This window comes from Streptomyces sp. NPDC048275 (assembly GCF_040652275.1).
Lineage (GTDB): Bacteria > Actinomycetota > Actinomycetes > Streptomycetales > Streptomycetaceae > Streptomyces.
Window position 1 is genome coordinate 35,923 of record NZ_JBEZLR010000037.1, and the last position, 15,644, is coordinate 51,566.

Consider the following 15,644-nt stretch of genomic DNA (forward strand, 5'->3'; position numbering starts at 1 on the left):
ACCGCCCCCACGTCTGTTCTGTGACGTGCGCCGTGCGTCCGGGCGAATCCGCTCAGTCCTCCGGGCCGCAGGAGCTGCCACTGTCCGGCAGGGAGCCGTACAGCAGGAAGTCGTCGACCTTCTGCTGTACGCACTTGGAGCTCCCGTACCCGGTGTGTCCCTCGCCCTTGTTGTCGAGCACGACCGCCGACGAGCCGAGTCGCTCGGCGGTCTCCACGGTCCAGCGGTACGGGGTTGCGGGGTCGCCGCGGGTGCCGACGAGGAGCATCTTGGGGGCGCTGAGGTCGCGCACCTGGTCACGGATGTAGTCGGTGCCCTTGGGGCGGCCATAGCACATCAGCACTTGGGCGAGCCGGTATGGGCCGAAGATCGGCGAGGCCTTCTCGTAGGCGGCGCTCAGCTCGTCGATCTCCTTGAGGACCTGGGCGGCGGTGGGCCGGTCCGGGTCGTCGGCGCAGTTGATCGCCATCAGCGCGGCGGGAAGGTTGTCGATCGGGATGTCCGCCGGGTCGACGATCCCACCGTCCCCCACGGCCTCCGTCCGCCGTAGGTCGGTCAGGGCACCCATGCCCGTCAGCTGCATGAGCCCGCGGGCGTCGCCGTCCTGGACGAGTGAGGCGAGGGCCCGTTCGAGGGTGGGCCACAGCTCCTCGGTGTACAGCGCCTGGCTGATGGCGGCGACGAGGTCCAGGCCCGTGAACTTCTGGCCGGTGTCCGTCGGCACCGGGTACTGCTCCACCGAATCGACGAGCTGGACGACCTGCTGCCTGGCGCGGCGCGGATCCTGCCCGAACGGGCAGGCCATGTCCTCTGTGCACCAGTTGAGGAAGTTCTCCAGGGCGACCTGTTGCCCCTCGGCGCCCACCAGGGCCCGCTCGGACAGCGGCTCGGTGAGCGTGTCCACGCCGTCGAGTACCATCCGGCCCGTCTTCTTCGGGAACTGGGCGGCGTACACCGCGCCCAGGCGCGCCCCGTACGAGAAGCCGAGATAGTTGAGCTTCTTGTCGCCGAGGGCGTGGCGTATGACGTCCATGTCCCGCGAGGTGTTGATCGTGCCTATGTGGGGCAGGACGGGGCCGGAGTGCTTGGCGCACTTGGCGGCCTCCTTCCGCAACGCCTCGAGGACGGCCTGGGGGTCGCCGACGTCGACGGTGGGGTCCGTCGTGTCGGAGGCCTCGTCGGCGCCCTGGCCGCAGCTGACGGGTGAGGACCGGCCGACACCACGAGGGTCGAAGGTCACCACGTCGTAGCCCTTGGTGAGACCCATGTTGTGCGAGCCGGCGGCGGCGAGTGTGGAGATACCCGGGCCGCCGGGGCCGCCGAAGTTCATCAGGACGGAACCCCGCGAGCTGCCCGTCGCGCGGTAGCGGGCCAGCGCGATGTCGAGCGTCCCGCCACCCGGGTTCGCGTAGTCCAGCGGGACGGTCACCTTCCCGCACCGCAGATCCTTGGGCATTCCCTCGCCCTCGCAGGCGGCCCACTTGATCTCCTGGCGGTAGAAGCGGGACAGGTCCGGGTCGGCGGCGGCGGTCGCCACCGATGGCAGTCCCGCCGCGAGCAGGGCCAACGTCGCGACGGAGGCTCCGGCGAACGCGAAGCGTTGGTGCACGGACAGCATGCATGCCTCCCGGGACGCTCGGCTTCGGGCCGGGAATACACCCTGAATCACGATAATCGGATGTCCAGGGGCACGCCTCTCAGTGAGCGGTTCGGGCCGTCGAGCCTTACTCTGCGTGCCCCACAGAGGTTTTCTCGGTAGTACGACATCGATCCTTCCGGTAGTTCGATAAGCGTGACGCTCGATGGGGTGAAAGCCCGATAAGCCATAACTCGAATGGCCCTCTCGGCGTTTTACCCGGTGCGGGCGAGTGCTCGCGACCATGTCTGGAAGGCAGGGAACCTATGAAACGGGTTGCCCGAAATGGTTTGATCGCCGTGGCCGCCGCCTCGGGCGCACTGGCTGTGACGATGCCGGCGCACGCCGACTCCACGGTGGACGGCGGCACGGCGGGTTCGCCCGGGATGATCTCCGGCAACACCATCGAGCTTCCGGGGCACGTTCCCGTGAACGTGTGCGGGAACACCGTGAACGTGGTGGGGCTCCTCAACGCCGCGGCGGGCAACAGCTGCGCCAACGAGAGCGACAGCGAAAGCCCGCGCAGCGGTGGCCGGAGCGGGACGGACGGCGGTGCCGTCGCGAACAGCAGCGGAAAGGATTCGCCGGGCGCGCTCTCGGGCAACGGCCTGCACCTCCCGGTCCACGTCCCGGTGAACGTCAGCGGCAACGCCGTGACCGTGGTCGGCGCCGGCAACGCGGCCGTCGGCAACGAGTCCACGAACACCTCCGGTGACCGCCCCGACCGCCCGGCCGAGCCCACCCCGAAGCCGCCCGCGGCCCCCGTGGCGGCCGCGCCTCCCAGGACGCCTCAGCAGGCCCCGGCGCCCGCGCCCGCGGCGTCCCTCGCTCACACGGGTACGGACCAGACGGTGCCCGCGATCGCCGCGAGCGCGGCGCTGCTCCTGGGCGGGGCCGTCCTGTACCGGCGATTCCGGCCCGCCGTGGTCCGCTGACCGGACGGTCCACCGAGGACGGAAGGCCCCACCGGGTCGGTCACCGGTGGGGCCTCGTCGTCGTGTCGGCGAGACTGACCGGCCTGCGTCAACGATGTATGTCGGCGGTCGGGGAGACATCGTCGCGCAGAATGCTGTAGCGCACGCAGTCGCGCCACCGACCATTGCGGAACGCCACGCTGCGGAGCACGCCCTCGCGCGTGAATCCGGCCTTCTCCAGGGCGCGTTGCTCGGCGATGTTCTCCACCTCGGTGTCCGCCTCGATCCGCATCACGAGCGTGTGCGCGAACAGGTAATGGACCAGTTGCCGCTGGGCTTCCGTGCCCACACCCTTGCCGCGTGCCTCCGGCAGCAGGGTGATGCCCATGTTCCAGTAGTACGTGGTCCGGGTGGACGCGATCTTCCGCCAGGCCACGAAACCCAGCCGCTCGTCACCGCGCACCACCATCAGCTGGCCCGCGTCGTCCCCGAGCATGCGGTTCTGTGCCCACTGGCGCCGCCAGCGCCCGGTGTCCCACCAGCCGAACCACTGGAAGGAGGCGGCCTCGGGATCCGTCAGAAACAGCTCCAGGACCGACAGGTCGTCCTCGGCCACGGGGCGCAGAGTCACTTGATCGACGCTCATGAAGGGCAAGCCTAGGACGGATACGGACAACAGTGCGGTGACACGGGCCAGTTGATGGCCGGCCGAGCGCGGATCAGCCCTGCCGACTCCGCCACCCGGTCGAGTGTCGGCCGCTGAAATCCCGGCGGAGATCGGCAAAAATGCTGCGGGCACGGCCGATCACCGCGCACCCCCACACCGAGCGAACCGCGCACCCCACACCCAGCGAATGGAGCACTCAGATGACCTCTCCAGGTCCCGAGGCCCTCGTCGTCACCCAGGCCTCGCTCGACGACTGGTCGGTGATCGGCGGATGGGCGGCGGACGAGGGGTGGAATCCGGGGCAGGACGACGCCCGGACCTTCTTCGCCCAGGACCCCGAGGGTTTCTTCATCGGCAGGATCGACACGGAGCCGGTTTCGGCCGTCTCGGTCGTCAACTACGGTGCGGACTACGCCTTCCTGGGCTTCTATCTCGTACGACCGGATCTGCGCGGCCGCGGCTACGGCCTCACCACGTGGAAGGCGGGCCTCGCCCACGCCGGCGGCCGGACCGTCGGCCTCGACGGAGTGGTCGCGCAACAGGACAACTACCGCCGTTCCGGCTTCGAACTCGCCCACCGCACCCTCCGGTTCACCGGAGCCGTACCGGCGACGCGGACGCCCGGGGGAGTCCAGCCCGCCGAAGCGGCCGACTTCGCGTCCATCGCGGCGTACGACAGCGCCTGCTACCCGGCCGACCGCCCCCGCTTCCTGGAGCGGTGGCTCACCGAACCGGGCCATCGCGCCTTCGTCCGCGTCACCGACGGACGGCTCACCGGCTACGCCGTGATCCGGCCCGCCCTCGACCGCCCGCGCATCGGACCGTTGTTCGCCGACACCGCCGAGGATGCCCGCGCCCTCCTCTTGGGGCTGGCCGTGGGTGTTCCCGGGGGTGAGGTCGTCGTCGACATCCCCGAGACGAACGCGGCGGGCATCGCCCTGGCCGAGGAGTTCGGCCTCGCGCCCTCCTTCGAGACGGCCCGTATGTACACCGGACCGGTCAGGCCGTTCGCCGGAGAGCGCGTCTACGGAGTCACCACGCTCGAACTCGGCTAGTCGACGCACGGTGGTCCGTCAGGCGACCCGAATCCACTTCACAGGCCTGCGGAGACGAACGCGACGGCAGTACGTTCCGCGGGTGGGGTCGTCTTTCGAGGGAGGGTGCCGTCATGCGCAAGGAACTGGGCGAGAGCAGCGCGAGGCTGCTCGCGTCCGTCAGGGAAGCGGAGCGGAGCAAGGACGGTGACTCTCGCATCCTGCGGGAGAAGGTGTCCGCGGTGGTGCAGGACTTCACCGACGTCACCAGGGTGATGGCCGGTTACCCGGCGACCGACGGGAAGAAGATCGAAGTCCTGGACAAGAACCAGGAGGTCGGCCCGGCGGCGGAGCCCGACGACAACGTCGACGTGGAACTGCTGCTGAGGCAGGGCAAGGAACTCGCCAAGTCGCTGCGTTCGAAGGAGTGGACGGACAGCGCGCTCCAGGAGGCCGTGGGCGTGATCGAGCCCGTCCTGGCGGAGGAGGACATCCCCCGCGGTGAACGGGCGGTCGCCCTCACCTTCGAGATCGCCTCCTACGCCGCGCTCGACTACGCGGATGCCGAAGCCGTGACGCGCAAGGCGGTGTCGGAGGCGACGCGGCACAGCAGCGACGATGTCAAAGGGCTCGTCAAGACGGGCCAGTACATCCTGGGCCCGTCGGCCCTCATGATCGTGAACGATCTCACCGCGCTGGCCGGTGACGCCGTGCGCAACATCAACGCGGAGGCTCTGAAGCGGTGCGTGGCCCGGATGGATGGCGCCCTCAATGCGTGCCCGTCCCTGACACCGCCGTTCCCGGACGCGCCGTCTGCCGCTGTCGGTCCGCCTGGGATCCCTCGTCCCCCCTCGCTTCCGGGGGCACGAGTCGTGGGCACGGCTGTCGACGATGCTCCGGAGCGGCCGATACGCATCGAAGGCGTCAAGGGCATCCGGCCGCCCGGCCCCCGGCGGCCGGGTTTCGGCCGTTTCTGACCCGGCCGGTGCCGAACTTCGCGGCCGGGCGGGAGATATCAGCCGAAGCGCCGTGCGGGGAGGGGCCCGCCGGCGTCCCACCGCCACGACGGTGATCGCGGCCGCGATCAGCGGGAGGGACGGCCAGGGGAGGGCCGCCGCGCCCACGCCCTCCAGGGCGAGTCCTCCGGTGCGGGAACCGGCCGCGATGCCCGCGTTGTGCACGGTGGTCTGCAGCGAGGTGGCCACGTCGGCGTGGGCGGCGCCCGAGGCATGGGCCAACGCGGTCTGGACCGATGCGGGCGCGCCCCCGAAGGCCGCGCCCGACAAGGCGACCGAGACGAGGAGCACGGCGGGGCCGTCCCTGTACAGCAGCCCCCGTGCGAGCAGGGCGAGTGCCGTCAGCCGGCGAGTTCCCGCGCGCGCTGCGCGGCCGCGCTCACCGAACCGCGGTGCACGGGACCGTGCCCCGGCAGCAGGACGTCCGCGGCCAGGGCCTCGATGCGGGCGAGCGACGCGATGGCACCCGCGCGTTCGGCGTGGAACATCGTGGGCAGCAGTTGCGGACCGCGGACCCGTGACGTGGCGTGGCCGCTGACCAGAGCGTCGCCGGAGATCACGATGCCCGCGTCCGGCAGATGGTAGACGCAGTGACCGACCGTGTGCCCGGGCGTGTGCACCGGTACCGGACGGCCGGGCAGATCGAGCGTGCCCTCCTTGGGGAACGGCTCGGGCCGGGTCATCCGGACGTCCGTCGTGCCACCGGACCGGATGGCGTGCACCGCCCAGGGCAGCACACCGGGGCGCCACGCCTGCCGCAACACCTGCCCCACGCTCACCTGCTGGAGGAACTCACGGCGCGCGTGCGGCAGTTCCGCCTCGTGCAGGTGGACCGGGACGCCGAAGGTGCTGTTGAGGTACTCGGCCGAGCCGAGATGGTCGCTGTGCGCGTGGGTGATGAGCACGGCGACGAGGGCCTCGGGCGAGTGGCCGAGCGCGTCGAGTGAGGCGAGGACTTCCTGCCGGTCGCCGGGATATCCCGTGTCGATCAGGGTGACGGCGTCGCCTTCGGCCAGGATCACCCAGTTGGTGTTGCTGCCGTGAACCAGATGGACTCCGGCGGCCGCCTCGACGATCGCGTCCTTGTGCATGAGCATTCCGATGTTTGAGATCTTTCCCGGCCGGGTCGGGCCGTGACAGGGCGAAGGTATCGCGTGGGCCCGGGCGCGTGGCCACCGCCCCGCCACGGCATCGGGGTCGTTCACGAACGGTGTTGGCCGAACGTGAACGGGTGCTGCTCGCAAGGGACTTGACGTGCCTTCGGAATGACGGCTCCCATATGGCGAGTCTCGTTGGCTTTTGTTCGAGTCTGCGAACAAAACCGCTCAAGGGAGAGCCGCATGTCCCCCCATTCGCACACCGCGCGCCTCGGAGGCCTCCTGAGACGCGTCGTCGTCCAGTGCGCCGTCCTGTGTCTCGCCGTCGCCGGACTCGCCGGAGTCGGCCGCTCCGCCACCCCGCTCGCGGCCGAGCCGGCCGCCGTCAGCACCAACCAGATCGGTGTCACGCCCGCCCCGATGGGCTGGGCGTCCTGGAACAGCTTCGCCAGCGTCATCGACTACGACACCATCAAGGCCCAGGCCGACGCCCTCGTCTCGTCCGGCATGGCCGCCGCCGGTTACAAGTACGTCAACATCGACGAGGGCTGGTGGGTGGGCACCCGCGACAGCAACGGCAACATCACCGTCGACAGTGCCCAGTGGCCCGGCGGGATGAAGGCCATCGCCGACTACATCCACAGCAAGGGTCTCAAGGCCGGGATCTACACCGACGCGGGCAAGAACGGCTGCGGTTACTACTACCCGACCCCGGACACGGTGCCGGCCGCGCCCAACACCGGGATGGAGGGCCACAACCAGCAGGATCTGGAGGCCTTCCAGAACTGGGGTTTCGACTACGTCAAGATCGACTGGTGCGGTGGTGACGCCGAGGGCCTCGACCAGGAGACGACGTACAAGGCGATCCGCGACGCGAACGCCGCCGCGACCGCGGTCACCGGGCGTTCGCTTGTCCTGTCCCTGTGCGAGTGGGGCACGGGCAACCCCTGGAACTGGGCGGCGGGTACGGGTGCCCTGTGGCGTACGAGCACCGACATCGTCTTCTGGCCCAACAACCCCACGATGTCCAGCATCCTGGCCAACTTCGACAAGTCGCTGCACCCCGAGGCCCAGCACACCGGCTACTACAACGACCCCGACATGCTGACCGTCGGCATGAACGGGCTGAGCGCCGCGCAGAACCGCACCCATATGGGCCTGTGGGCGATCTCCGGCGCTCCGCTGCTGGCCGGCAACAACCTGGCCACCATGAGCTCGTCCACCGCCTCGATCCTCACCAACCGTGAGGTCATCGCGATCGACCAGGACCCGCGCGGACTGCAGGGCGTCGAGGTCGCAGAGGACAGCACCGGTCTGCAGGTCTACAGCAAGATCCTCTCCGGTACCGGGAAGCGCGCGGTCCTGCTGCTGAACCGCACCTCCTCCGCCGCCGACATCACCGCCCGCTGGCAGGACACGGGGCTGACCACCGCCTCCGCCGCCGTGCGCAACGTCTGGTCGGCCACCGACGTCGGCTCGTACGCGACGAGTTACACGACCAGCGTCCCGGCGGGCGAGGGCGTGCTGCTCACGGTCTCCGGCACCGAGGGCTCCGGGACGACGTACGAGGACACCACCTCGGCGACGACGCCGACGTTCACCGGCGTCACGACCGCCGCCGCGGGCACGAAGCTGATCGACATCACGTACGCCAACGGCGGTTCGGCGGAGCGCAAGGCGACCCTCCAGGTCAACGGTCAGTACGCGCAGACGCTGGCCCTTCCGCCCACCGGGTCGTCGAGCACGTATCGGACCGTCTCCGTCCTCGCCCATCTCGGGAAGGGCTCGAACACGCTGACCTTCGGGGCGTCCGGCACCGCGCCGGACATCGACGCCGTGGCGGTCCGCGCCATCCCGGGCACCAACGGGACGGCGATCGTCGGCACCGGCTCCGGGCGGTGCCTGGACTTCTTCAAGAGCACCATCAGCAACAACACCCAGGCCGAGCTGTGGGACTGCGGCGGCGGCCAGAACCAGACTTTCACCTACACCTCGCGCGGCGAGCTGGTCGTCTACGGCAACAAGTGCCTCGACGCCTACGACAGCGGCACCGCCAACGGCACCAGGGTGGTCATCTGGGACTGCAACGGCGGCACCAACCAGAAGTGGACGTTCAACTCCAACGGAACGCTCACCAACAACGTCTCGGGCCTGTGCCTCGACGCGTTGGGCAACGGCACGGCGAACGGAACACTGATCGACCTCTGGTCGTGCAACGGCGGATCCAACCAGCAGTGGACCCGCAACTGAACCGCGTGTGACCTCGGGTGATCCATGGGGCGGTGCCGCTCGGGCGGCACCGCCCCATGCCCAGTGCCAGGCAATGCCGTTGCCCTCCGCGGCTGGGGGTGCTGGAGTGACCCCATGGATCACGTTGCGGTACTTGCCCTGTTCGATCGGGACATGCGGGAGGGCGCGCGGCCCGACGGCCCAGGGGCCCTGGTCGAGCGCGTCGGCAAAGTGGTGCGCCAGGTGGGCACCGAGCAGGGTTGGAACGGGGTGATCTGGTCGGACCTGGACGAGACGAGGGTGGACGCGGCGATCGTCGACCAGATGCGGTACTTCGCCAAGCTCGGCCGTGAATTCGAGTGGAAGCTGTACGGGCACGACAAGCCGGAGGACCTCGGGCAGCGGCTGCGGGACGCGGGGTTCGTCGCCCAGCCCGAGGAGACCCTGATGATCGCCGAACTGGGCGATCTGGCGCTCGACGCCCAGCCGCCCGAGGGCGTACGGCTGCTGCCCGTCACCGACCGCGCGGGCGTCGACCTCGTCGCGGACGTCCACGAACAGGCCTTCGGCACGGACAGCACCCGGATGCGCCACCAACTGCTCGCCCAGCTCACCGGGGACGCGGACAACGTCGTCGCGGTCGTCGCCCTCGCCGGCGAGGAGCCGGTCAGCGCGGCCCGCATGGAGATGGTGCCCGGCACCCGGTTCGCCGGACTGTGGGGCGGCGGCACCGTGGAGTCCTGGCGTGGCCGAGGCATCTACCGTGCCCTCGTCGCCCATCGCGCCCGCGTCGCCGCCGACCGCGGCTATCGCTATGTCCAGGTCGACGCCTCCAGCCAGAGCCGCCCGGTCCTCGCCCGCCTGGGCTTCGAACCGCTGACCACGACGACCCCGTACGTGTACGGGTAGTACCGCAGATCGGCCGCAGGGGGCGGCTTGCCGGGGTGTGAGGCCACACCCCGGCGTCCGGCTCAGGCCCCGTCACAGGTCGAGCTGATACTCCACGGCTCTGCGCGTCGGCAGATAGCCGAGTGCGTCGTTGATGCGGCGCATGGGCGCGTTGCTGTCGGCGGTGTCGGTGAGCAGGCCGCCGAGCTCGGGGTGACGTCGGCGGGCGGTGCGGATCGACTCCGCCTTCATCCAGAGCCCCAGGCCGTGGCCCCGGTGCTTGGGCAGGACACCGGTGCCGTAGTGCTGGGCGTCACCCCGGCCGTCGCCGGGTACGACAAGCTCGGAGAAGCCGACGATCGAACCGTCCGCGCGGTTCAGCACGGCGACCGTGTGCAGCGACTCACCGCGTTTCGCGACGGCTTCGGCAGCCGACACGACACGCTCCACGTCCCATACGACGGTCCCGTAGTCGGTCCCTTCCATCGGCATGTCGTCCATCGCCCGCCGCGAGTCGGCGAAGGTCCGCGCCAGCTCGGGCGGCACGGTGCCGTCCCACTGCGTCAACTCGTATCCGGGATGCGGACGTTCGGCGAGCGTGTTGATCCGCGCGAGATCGATGTCGGCCAACGCCAGTCGTGCGTAGGTCAAGTCCAGCACCCGGCGGAAGCCGCGTGCGGCCAGGAACAGGTCGCCGGGGGAGCCGGTCTCGGCCTGCGCGAGGAGTGAGCGCCGCCCTTCGTCCCGGGCCGCCGAGACGGCAGCGTCCAGGAGGCGGCTGCCCACCCCCTGGCGCCGCTCGGCCGGATGGACGCCGCCCTCGAGTTCGGCGAGATGCTCCTGCCCCTGCTTCGTGAACAACCGCAGGAACGCGGAACCCAGGGGGACTCCCTCGGAGCCGTGAGCCAGCCAGGCCAGGCGCCGGCTCGACGGCGCGGGTTCGGTGTCGGTCAGCGGCGTGATGTGCAAGGACAAGGTCTCTCCGTGGCGTCGGGGGCGCGGGGGCGAAGCCCGCGGAACCTAACCGCCATGTTCCTTGACCCGCAAGCGAATTAGGGCCTGTCTAAGCAGAATTGGTCATCGGCGCACCTTCGCCCGGTCGAGCGCCGCGACGCCCACCGCCGCGAGACCGATCTGGATGAGCCACTCGATCCAGTCGACGCCCTTGGTGTCGGCCACGTCGAACGCGGCGGCGATCCCCGAGCCGATGAACGCCGCCACGATGCCGACGCCGATCGTCCACAGGATGCCGATGCGCTGGCGTCCCGGCACGACGAGCCGGCCCAGTACGCCGATGATGATGCCGATGACGATGGCGCTGATGATGCCTGAGATCTCCATCTCCGCCCCTTTTTGTGAGAACCCCCGCTGTCAGGCGTCTTCCCCCTGTGGGCGGGGACAGTCCGTTCCGCTTCTCGGTCGTCCGTCGGCCGATGCGGCGGGCTCCTTCTCAGGCAGCCTCCTGTCATGTACCGTTCAAAAACCTGTCGTGTGAATGACGGCCAACTACCATTCTACGCGCGCAGACTTGGCGCCCGCACCGCCTCTCTCCCCACACGCTCACGGAGGTTTGCCGGATGCTCGGAATCAGAAGATCCCGCCACAGAATCGCTACGGTGCTGTCCGTGTTCGGACTGCTCGTCACGGGTGCGGCCGTCCAGGTGTCCGCCGCCGCGCCGACCGCCGCGGCGACCCCGCACCGCATCCTCTTCGACAACGCCCACGCCGAGACCGCGGGCAACGCCGACTGGATCATCTCCACCAGTCAGCCAGACCCACTCGGCCAGGACTCCTCGCCGTCCGCCGAGACCGACTGGACGGGTGCCATCTCGTCGTGGGGCGTCGCCCTGCAGAAGACCGGCGACTACAACCTGAAGACGCTGCCGTCGGGCAGCAGCCTCACCTACGGTGGCTCCGCGGCGACCGACCTGGCGAACTTCGACACCCTGGTGCTGCCTGAGCCCAACACGCTGTTCACCACAGCGGAGAAGACCGCCATCATGACGTTCGTGAAGAACGGCGGCGGCCTTTTCATGATCTCCGACCACACCGGCGCCGACCGCAACAACGACGGTGAGGATGCCGTCGAGATCCTCAACGACCTGATGACCAACAACAGCGTCGACAGCACCGACCCGTTCGGCTTCACCGTCGACACGCTGAGCATCGGCTCCGACTACCCCTCGGCCATCAGTGACAGCACCAACCCCGTGCTGCACGGCTCCTTCGGAACCGTCACCAAGAGCCTGATCGCCAGCGGTACGACAGCCACCCTCAAGCCCGCCGACAACTCCACCGTCAAGGGCCTGCTCTACCGCACGGGTTACTCGGGCAACACCGGCGCGTTCTTCGCCACCAGCACCTTCGGCAGCGGCCGCGTCGCCTTCTGGGGCGACAGCTCCCCGATCGACGACGACACGGGCCAGTCCGGCAACACGCTCTACGACGGCTGGAACGACACCGGCGCCACCAACGCCGCCCTCGCCCTCAACGCCACCGAATGGCTCGCGGGCGGCGGCAGCGGCGATGGCGGTGACGGCGGCACGTGCACCGCCGCCCAGCTGCTCGCCAACCCCGGCTTCGAGTCCGGCAGTTCCTCCTGGACCGCCACCAGCGGCGTGATCACCAACAGCACCGGTCAGGCCGCCCGCACCGGCTCGTACAAGGCCTGGCTGAACGGCTACGGCTCGGCCAACACCGATACGCTGTCCCAGGCGGTGACCATCCCGTCCGGCTGCGCGGCCACCCTGAGTTTCCATCTTCACGTGGACACGGCCGAGACGACCACCAGCACGGCGTACGACACCCTCAAGGCCCAGGTTCTCAACAGCGGCGGCACAGTCCTGGCCACCCTGGCCACGTACTCGAACCTGAACGCCGCCTCGGGCTACACCCAGCGCACCCTCGACCTCGGCGGCTACGCGGGGCAGACGGTCACGATCAAGTTCACCGGCGTCGAAGGCTCCACGCTGCAGACCTCGTTCGTCATCGACGACACGGCACTCAACGTGAGCTGAGCACGAGCCGACCGAAGGGGCGGGCCCGGGGCGGGCCCGCCCCTGCCGGACTTGGCCGCCGCGGACCTGCGCTACAAAACGGCCGCTTGCTCGGCGTCACCGCCGGGATGGCTCCACGTCCGCAGAACCACCTCCCGGCCCTTCGCCGTACGGACCACCGGCTCGTCGTCGGTGAGCGCGAACCCGGTCGCCTTGGCGACCCGCTCGCTCGCCGTGTTGCCCTCCTCGATGCGCAGCACCACGCGCCGCACCGCGATATGCAGGACGACGTACTCCGTGACGAGTCGCACCGCCCTGGATGCCAGTCCGTGCCCCCGGTGAGCGGCCCCGACACCGTAGGCGAGTTCGACGTCGCGTTCGTCGGCAGCGCTGCGGAACAGCAGGATCTCCCCCTGTGCCGGGCCGCCGTCCGTGATGACGGCGAGCTGCACGGAGTGTCCGGCGGCGCGCTGGTCACGCGCCGCTGCCAGGTACTTCCGTGCGGCCTCGGCGTCGAACGGCGATGCCACCGGCGTCCAGCGGTCGATCTCGGGATCGTCGTACATCGCGACCAGGTCCGGACCGTCGTCGTCGGACCACTCGCGCAGGTGTATCCCAAACCCTTCGAGCCGCAGGGGAGTCGGGAGGGTGAAAGTCGGTCGATTGTTCATGAGGTGATCCTGCCTCCCAGGGGCGCCGAGCAGCCACGAGGTTGCTCACCGGCCGTCGTGACCGACCGCGGGCGCGAAGTACGGGCTCGGATGCTCCGCGGACCGCAGCGCCGCGCGGATCGCGCCCGCCGGATCTCCCTCGTGGTACCGCCGCTCGGACGGCTCGATGCCGTCCAGGAACTCCTGATAGCGGACGGCGTACGCGAGATGGGCGAGCGGCTCGGCGAGGGCGAGGGCGCACGCCGGGGCACTGGAGGGGACCAGGGCCTTCCATGTGTCGGCCCAGGCCCGGACGGCAGCCGCGCGGCTCGACTCGGGGAGGAAGCCGTGGACGCGCAGACCGTCCAGAACGGGATTGCCCCAATGGGCGTCGGCGAAGTCCACGACGACCGGCGGGCCGCCGTCGCTACGCCAGTTGCCGGGGTGGAAGTCGCCGTGCACCAGGGTGTCGGGCAGGCCGCACTCCAAGAGCTGGTCCCAGCGGTTCTCCAACTCCCGTGCCGCGAGGAGCTCTTGAGGGGTCAGCTCCCGCGCGCCGGGTCCGTCGAACAGTTCGCGGACCTGCGCGGCGAGAACGGGCACGCGCCCGTCACGGAAACCCGGTGGGCACCCTTCCTGGATGCCTGGTGGACGTCCGGACGCGAGTGTCGCCTGTGCGGACACGAAGCGGGTCATGGCCGCGGTGACCGTCTCCGGTCCGGCCTGCCAGCAGTCCTCGCCGGGGATGTGCTCCATCAGGAGGCGCCGCTCACCGTGGCCGAGGACCGTGGGGACGAGACCCGGGTCGACCCGCGCGAACGCGGCGATGGCGATGGCCTCGTCGGCGGCGAAGTGCGGTGTCGTCTTGAGCCAGACAAGGCCCCGTGCGGTGGGCAGGCGGAAGAGCCCGGCCAGATTCCACGTACGTCGCTGCTCCACCGGACCGGTCACCGGCCGTTCCACCGACGCCAGGGCGCCGTCCGCCCAGCCGAGCAGCTCGCGCAGGTCGTCCGCCCGCGCCCACGGCGACCTGAGAACCTCATGACCGTCCAACAGGACCTGATCGACAATCCGTTGGTCCAGCAGGCCGGCTGCCGGTCGCTCCAACGCCTCGATGTGGTACGTCACATGACCGTCCCGGCCGCCTTCACCCCCGTCGACGTCGAGGAGACGCAGGACGAGCACAGGTACGCCGAGCAGCTCTTCCAGACGGCCCACGACGGGTTCCACCTCGGACCACCAGGGGACCTCCACAGGGAAGGGGCCGACGCTCCCGAGGAAGTCATCATCCGAGGTCACCCATGCGCTCACGGTTCTTGTCACGGCGAAAGTGTGAGTGATCGGCGTGGCCCTCGGCGAGCGATTAAGTCTTCGCCACCAGGTCGATGTCGAGGGTGCTCAGCGACCGAGTGCCCCATAGCCAGTTGGGGCGTCGTTCCTGTTTCACGCGTTCTGTGCGTGCTACAGCCAGCCTCGGCGGGCCGCTTGCCAGGCGAGCTGCATACGGGTAGCGGCGCCGGCGAGGGTCATCATGTGCTGGATGTGGCGCTGTACGGTGCGGCGGCTCAGTCCCAATTGACTGGCGATGGCCTTGTCGGCGATGCCCGCGACCAGGAGGGAGAGCAGTTTGCGGTCGGTCTCGGACAAGGGGGCGGTGTCGTCGACCGTGCCGGAGTCGCTGACGTGCAGCGGCACGGCGTCCTCCCAGTAGCGTTCGAAGAGGGCGGTCAGTGCCTCCAGAAGGCTGCTTCCGCGTAGCAGGGCGGACGTGGGTTCGTTGGGGCTGCCGTAGGGGCCGCCCGGCACCAGGGGGCAGATGGCGATGGTCCGGTCGGCGACGGCGAGGCGCAGGGGGAGGTGGGGGACGGAGCGGGCAATCTCGCCGGCGCGGACGCCTTCAACAACGTTGTCGACGGCGCCCTCGTCGTCGAAGAAGGCACGCTCGTACAGGACGCGGTAGCGGACCCCCCGGGCCAGGGCGTCGTACTCGGCGCGATTGCTTCCCGAGGGCATGGCGACGTACTGGGCCTTGCAGAACCAGAGCATCTCGTGACGCGCGTTTTCCTGCAGTTGGCGCAGGTGTTGGCGCAGTGCCTCGGCGCCGGTGATGACTTCGATGAGCTGGCCGGCGTCCTGGCGGCGGCGGGTGCTGCGGTAGCTCTCGAGTAGGTCGGTGACGGCGGCGCGGGCCTGGTCGAGGGCGTCGGCGTTGCGTTGCAGGCGCGGCAGAAGAGCTACATCGGGAGGGGATGCGGTGAACTGACGTGGCTGATGGTCGGTGGGGCTGGCGAGTCCCTTGGTGGCGAGTGCCGCGAGGATGCCCTCGGCCTGCCCGGGCGCGAGTCCGGTTTGTGAGGCGATCTCGTCGGCCGAGGCTGTGGCAGTCGTGATCAGGAGCCGGTAGACGGTCTCCTCGACCGCGGTCAGGCCAGCCGCCTCGAGCATGCAGGTCCCTCCTGGCCTGGACGGGCTCGCATGGAGGTGCGGACCCCACTCGTTATTGAAAGTAGGACTATA

General features: G+C 69.7%; 14 protein-coding genes. 6 read left to right on the plus strand and 8 right to left on the minus strand.

The window, feature by feature from the left end:
- Positions 1–52 precede the first annotated feature (52 nt).
- Positions 53–1,618, minus strand: coding sequence for an alpha/beta hydrolase (locus AB0D57_RS22400; RefSeq protein WP_362075561.1), 1,566 nt, complete (start codon positions 1,616–1,618; stop codon positions 53–55).
- A gap of 284 nt (positions 1,619–1,902) precedes the next feature.
- Between AB0D57_RS22400 and AB0D57_RS22405 the strand changes: the two genes are divergently transcribed.
- Entirely contained in the window at positions 1,903–2,571 is a 669-nt protein-coding gene (locus tag AB0D57_RS22405; protein WP_362075564.1) for a chaplin, read from the plus strand.
- Positions 2,572–2,659: 88 nt separating this feature from the next.
- On the opposite strand, the gene AB0D57_RS22410 is transcribed toward AB0D57_RS22405, so the two are convergent.
- Entirely contained in the window at positions 2,660–3,196 is a 537-nt protein-coding gene (locus AB0D57_RS22410; RefSeq protein WP_362075567.1) for a GNAT family protein, read from the minus strand.
- 221 nt (positions 3,197–3,417) lie between these two features.
- On the opposite strand from AB0D57_RS22410, the gene AB0D57_RS22415 reads away from it, so the two are divergent.
- Both AB0D57_RS22415 and AB0D57_RS22420 read left to right on the plus strand, forming a co-directional pair.
- Positions 3,418–4,272, plus strand: coding sequence for a GNAT family N-acetyltransferase (locus AB0D57_RS22415; RefSeq protein WP_362075570.1), 855 nt, complete (start codon positions 3,418–3,420; stop codon positions 4,270–4,272).
- Between the two features lie 113 nt (positions 4,273–4,385).
- Complete coding sequence (locus AB0D57_RS22420) at positions 4,386–5,228, plus strand: hypothetical protein (RefSeq protein WP_362075573.1); 843 nt, start codon at positions 4,386–4,388, stop codon at positions 5,226–5,228.
- A 380-nt stretch (positions 5,229–5,608) separates the two neighbouring features.
- On the opposite strand, the gene AB0D57_RS22425 is transcribed toward AB0D57_RS22420, so the two are convergent.
- Complete coding sequence (locus AB0D57_RS22425; RefSeq protein ID WP_362075576.1) at positions 5,609–6,358, minus strand: MBL fold metallo-hydrolase; 750 nt, start codon at positions 6,356–6,358, stop codon at positions 5,609–5,611.
- Positions 6,359–6,607: 249 nt separating this feature from the next.
- Here AB0D57_RS22425 and AB0D57_RS22430 point away from each other — a divergent pair, with 249 nt between their 5' ends.
- On the plus strand, positions 6,608–8,614 hold the full coding sequence (locus AB0D57_RS22430) for an RICIN domain-containing protein (RefSeq protein WP_362075579.1): 2,007 nt from the start codon (positions 6,608–6,610) through the stop codon (positions 8,612–8,614).
- A 114-nt stretch (positions 8,615–8,728) separates the two neighbouring features.
- Positions 8,729–9,502, plus strand: coding sequence for a GNAT family N-acetyltransferase (locus AB0D57_RS22435; RefSeq protein WP_362075582.1), 774 nt, complete (start codon positions 8,729–8,731; stop codon positions 9,500–9,502).
- 72 nt (positions 9,503–9,574) lie between these two features.
- Here the strand turns inward: AB0D57_RS22435 and AB0D57_RS22440 are convergent, their stop codons facing one another.
- Together AB0D57_RS22440 and AB0D57_RS22445 are read right to left on the minus strand one after the other, a co-directional pair.
- Complete coding sequence (locus AB0D57_RS22440) at positions 9,575–10,456, minus strand: GNAT family N-acetyltransferase (protein ID WP_362075585.1); 882 nt, start codon at positions 10,454–10,456, stop codon at positions 9,575–9,577.
- Between the two features lie 102 nt (positions 10,457–10,558).
- Positions 10,559–10,822 carry a GlsB/YeaQ/YmgE family stress response membrane protein gene (locus tag AB0D57_RS22445; protein WP_362075588.1) on the minus strand — a complete coding sequence of 88 codons (264 nt, stop codon included), beginning with the start codon at positions 10,820–10,822 and terminating at the stop codon, positions 10,559–10,561.
- Between the two features lie 236 nt (positions 10,823–11,058).
- Here AB0D57_RS22445 and AB0D57_RS22450 point away from each other — a divergent pair, with 236 nt between their 5' ends.
- Complete coding sequence (locus AB0D57_RS22450; protein ID WP_362075591.1) at positions 11,059–12,498, plus strand: hydrolase; 1,440 nt, start codon at positions 11,059–11,061, stop codon at positions 12,496–12,498.
- 71 nt (positions 12,499–12,569) lie between these two features.
- Here the strand turns inward: AB0D57_RS22450 and AB0D57_RS22455 are convergent, their stop codons facing one another.
- The 3 genes from AB0D57_RS22455 to AB0D57_RS22465 form a co-directional block, all read right to left on the minus strand.
- Positions 12,570–13,148 carry a GNAT family N-acetyltransferase gene (locus AB0D57_RS22455; protein ID WP_362075594.1) on the minus strand — a complete coding sequence of 193 codons (579 nt, stop codon included), beginning with the start codon at positions 13,146–13,148 and terminating at the stop codon, positions 12,570–12,572.
- A 45-nt stretch (positions 13,149–13,193) separates the two neighbouring features.
- Positions 13,194–14,450, minus strand: a complete 1,257-nt coding sequence (locus AB0D57_RS22460) for an aminoglycoside phosphotransferase family protein (protein WP_362075597.1) — start codon at positions 14,448–14,450, stop codon at positions 13,194–13,196.
- A 138-nt stretch (positions 14,451–14,588) separates the two neighbouring features.
- Positions 14,589–15,572 (minus strand): helix-turn-helix domain-containing protein, encoded by a 984-nt coding sequence (locus AB0D57_RS22465; protein WP_362075600.1) that lies wholly within the window; start codon positions 15,570–15,572, stop codon positions 14,589–14,591.
- Positions 15,573–15,644 lie beyond the last annotated feature (72 nt).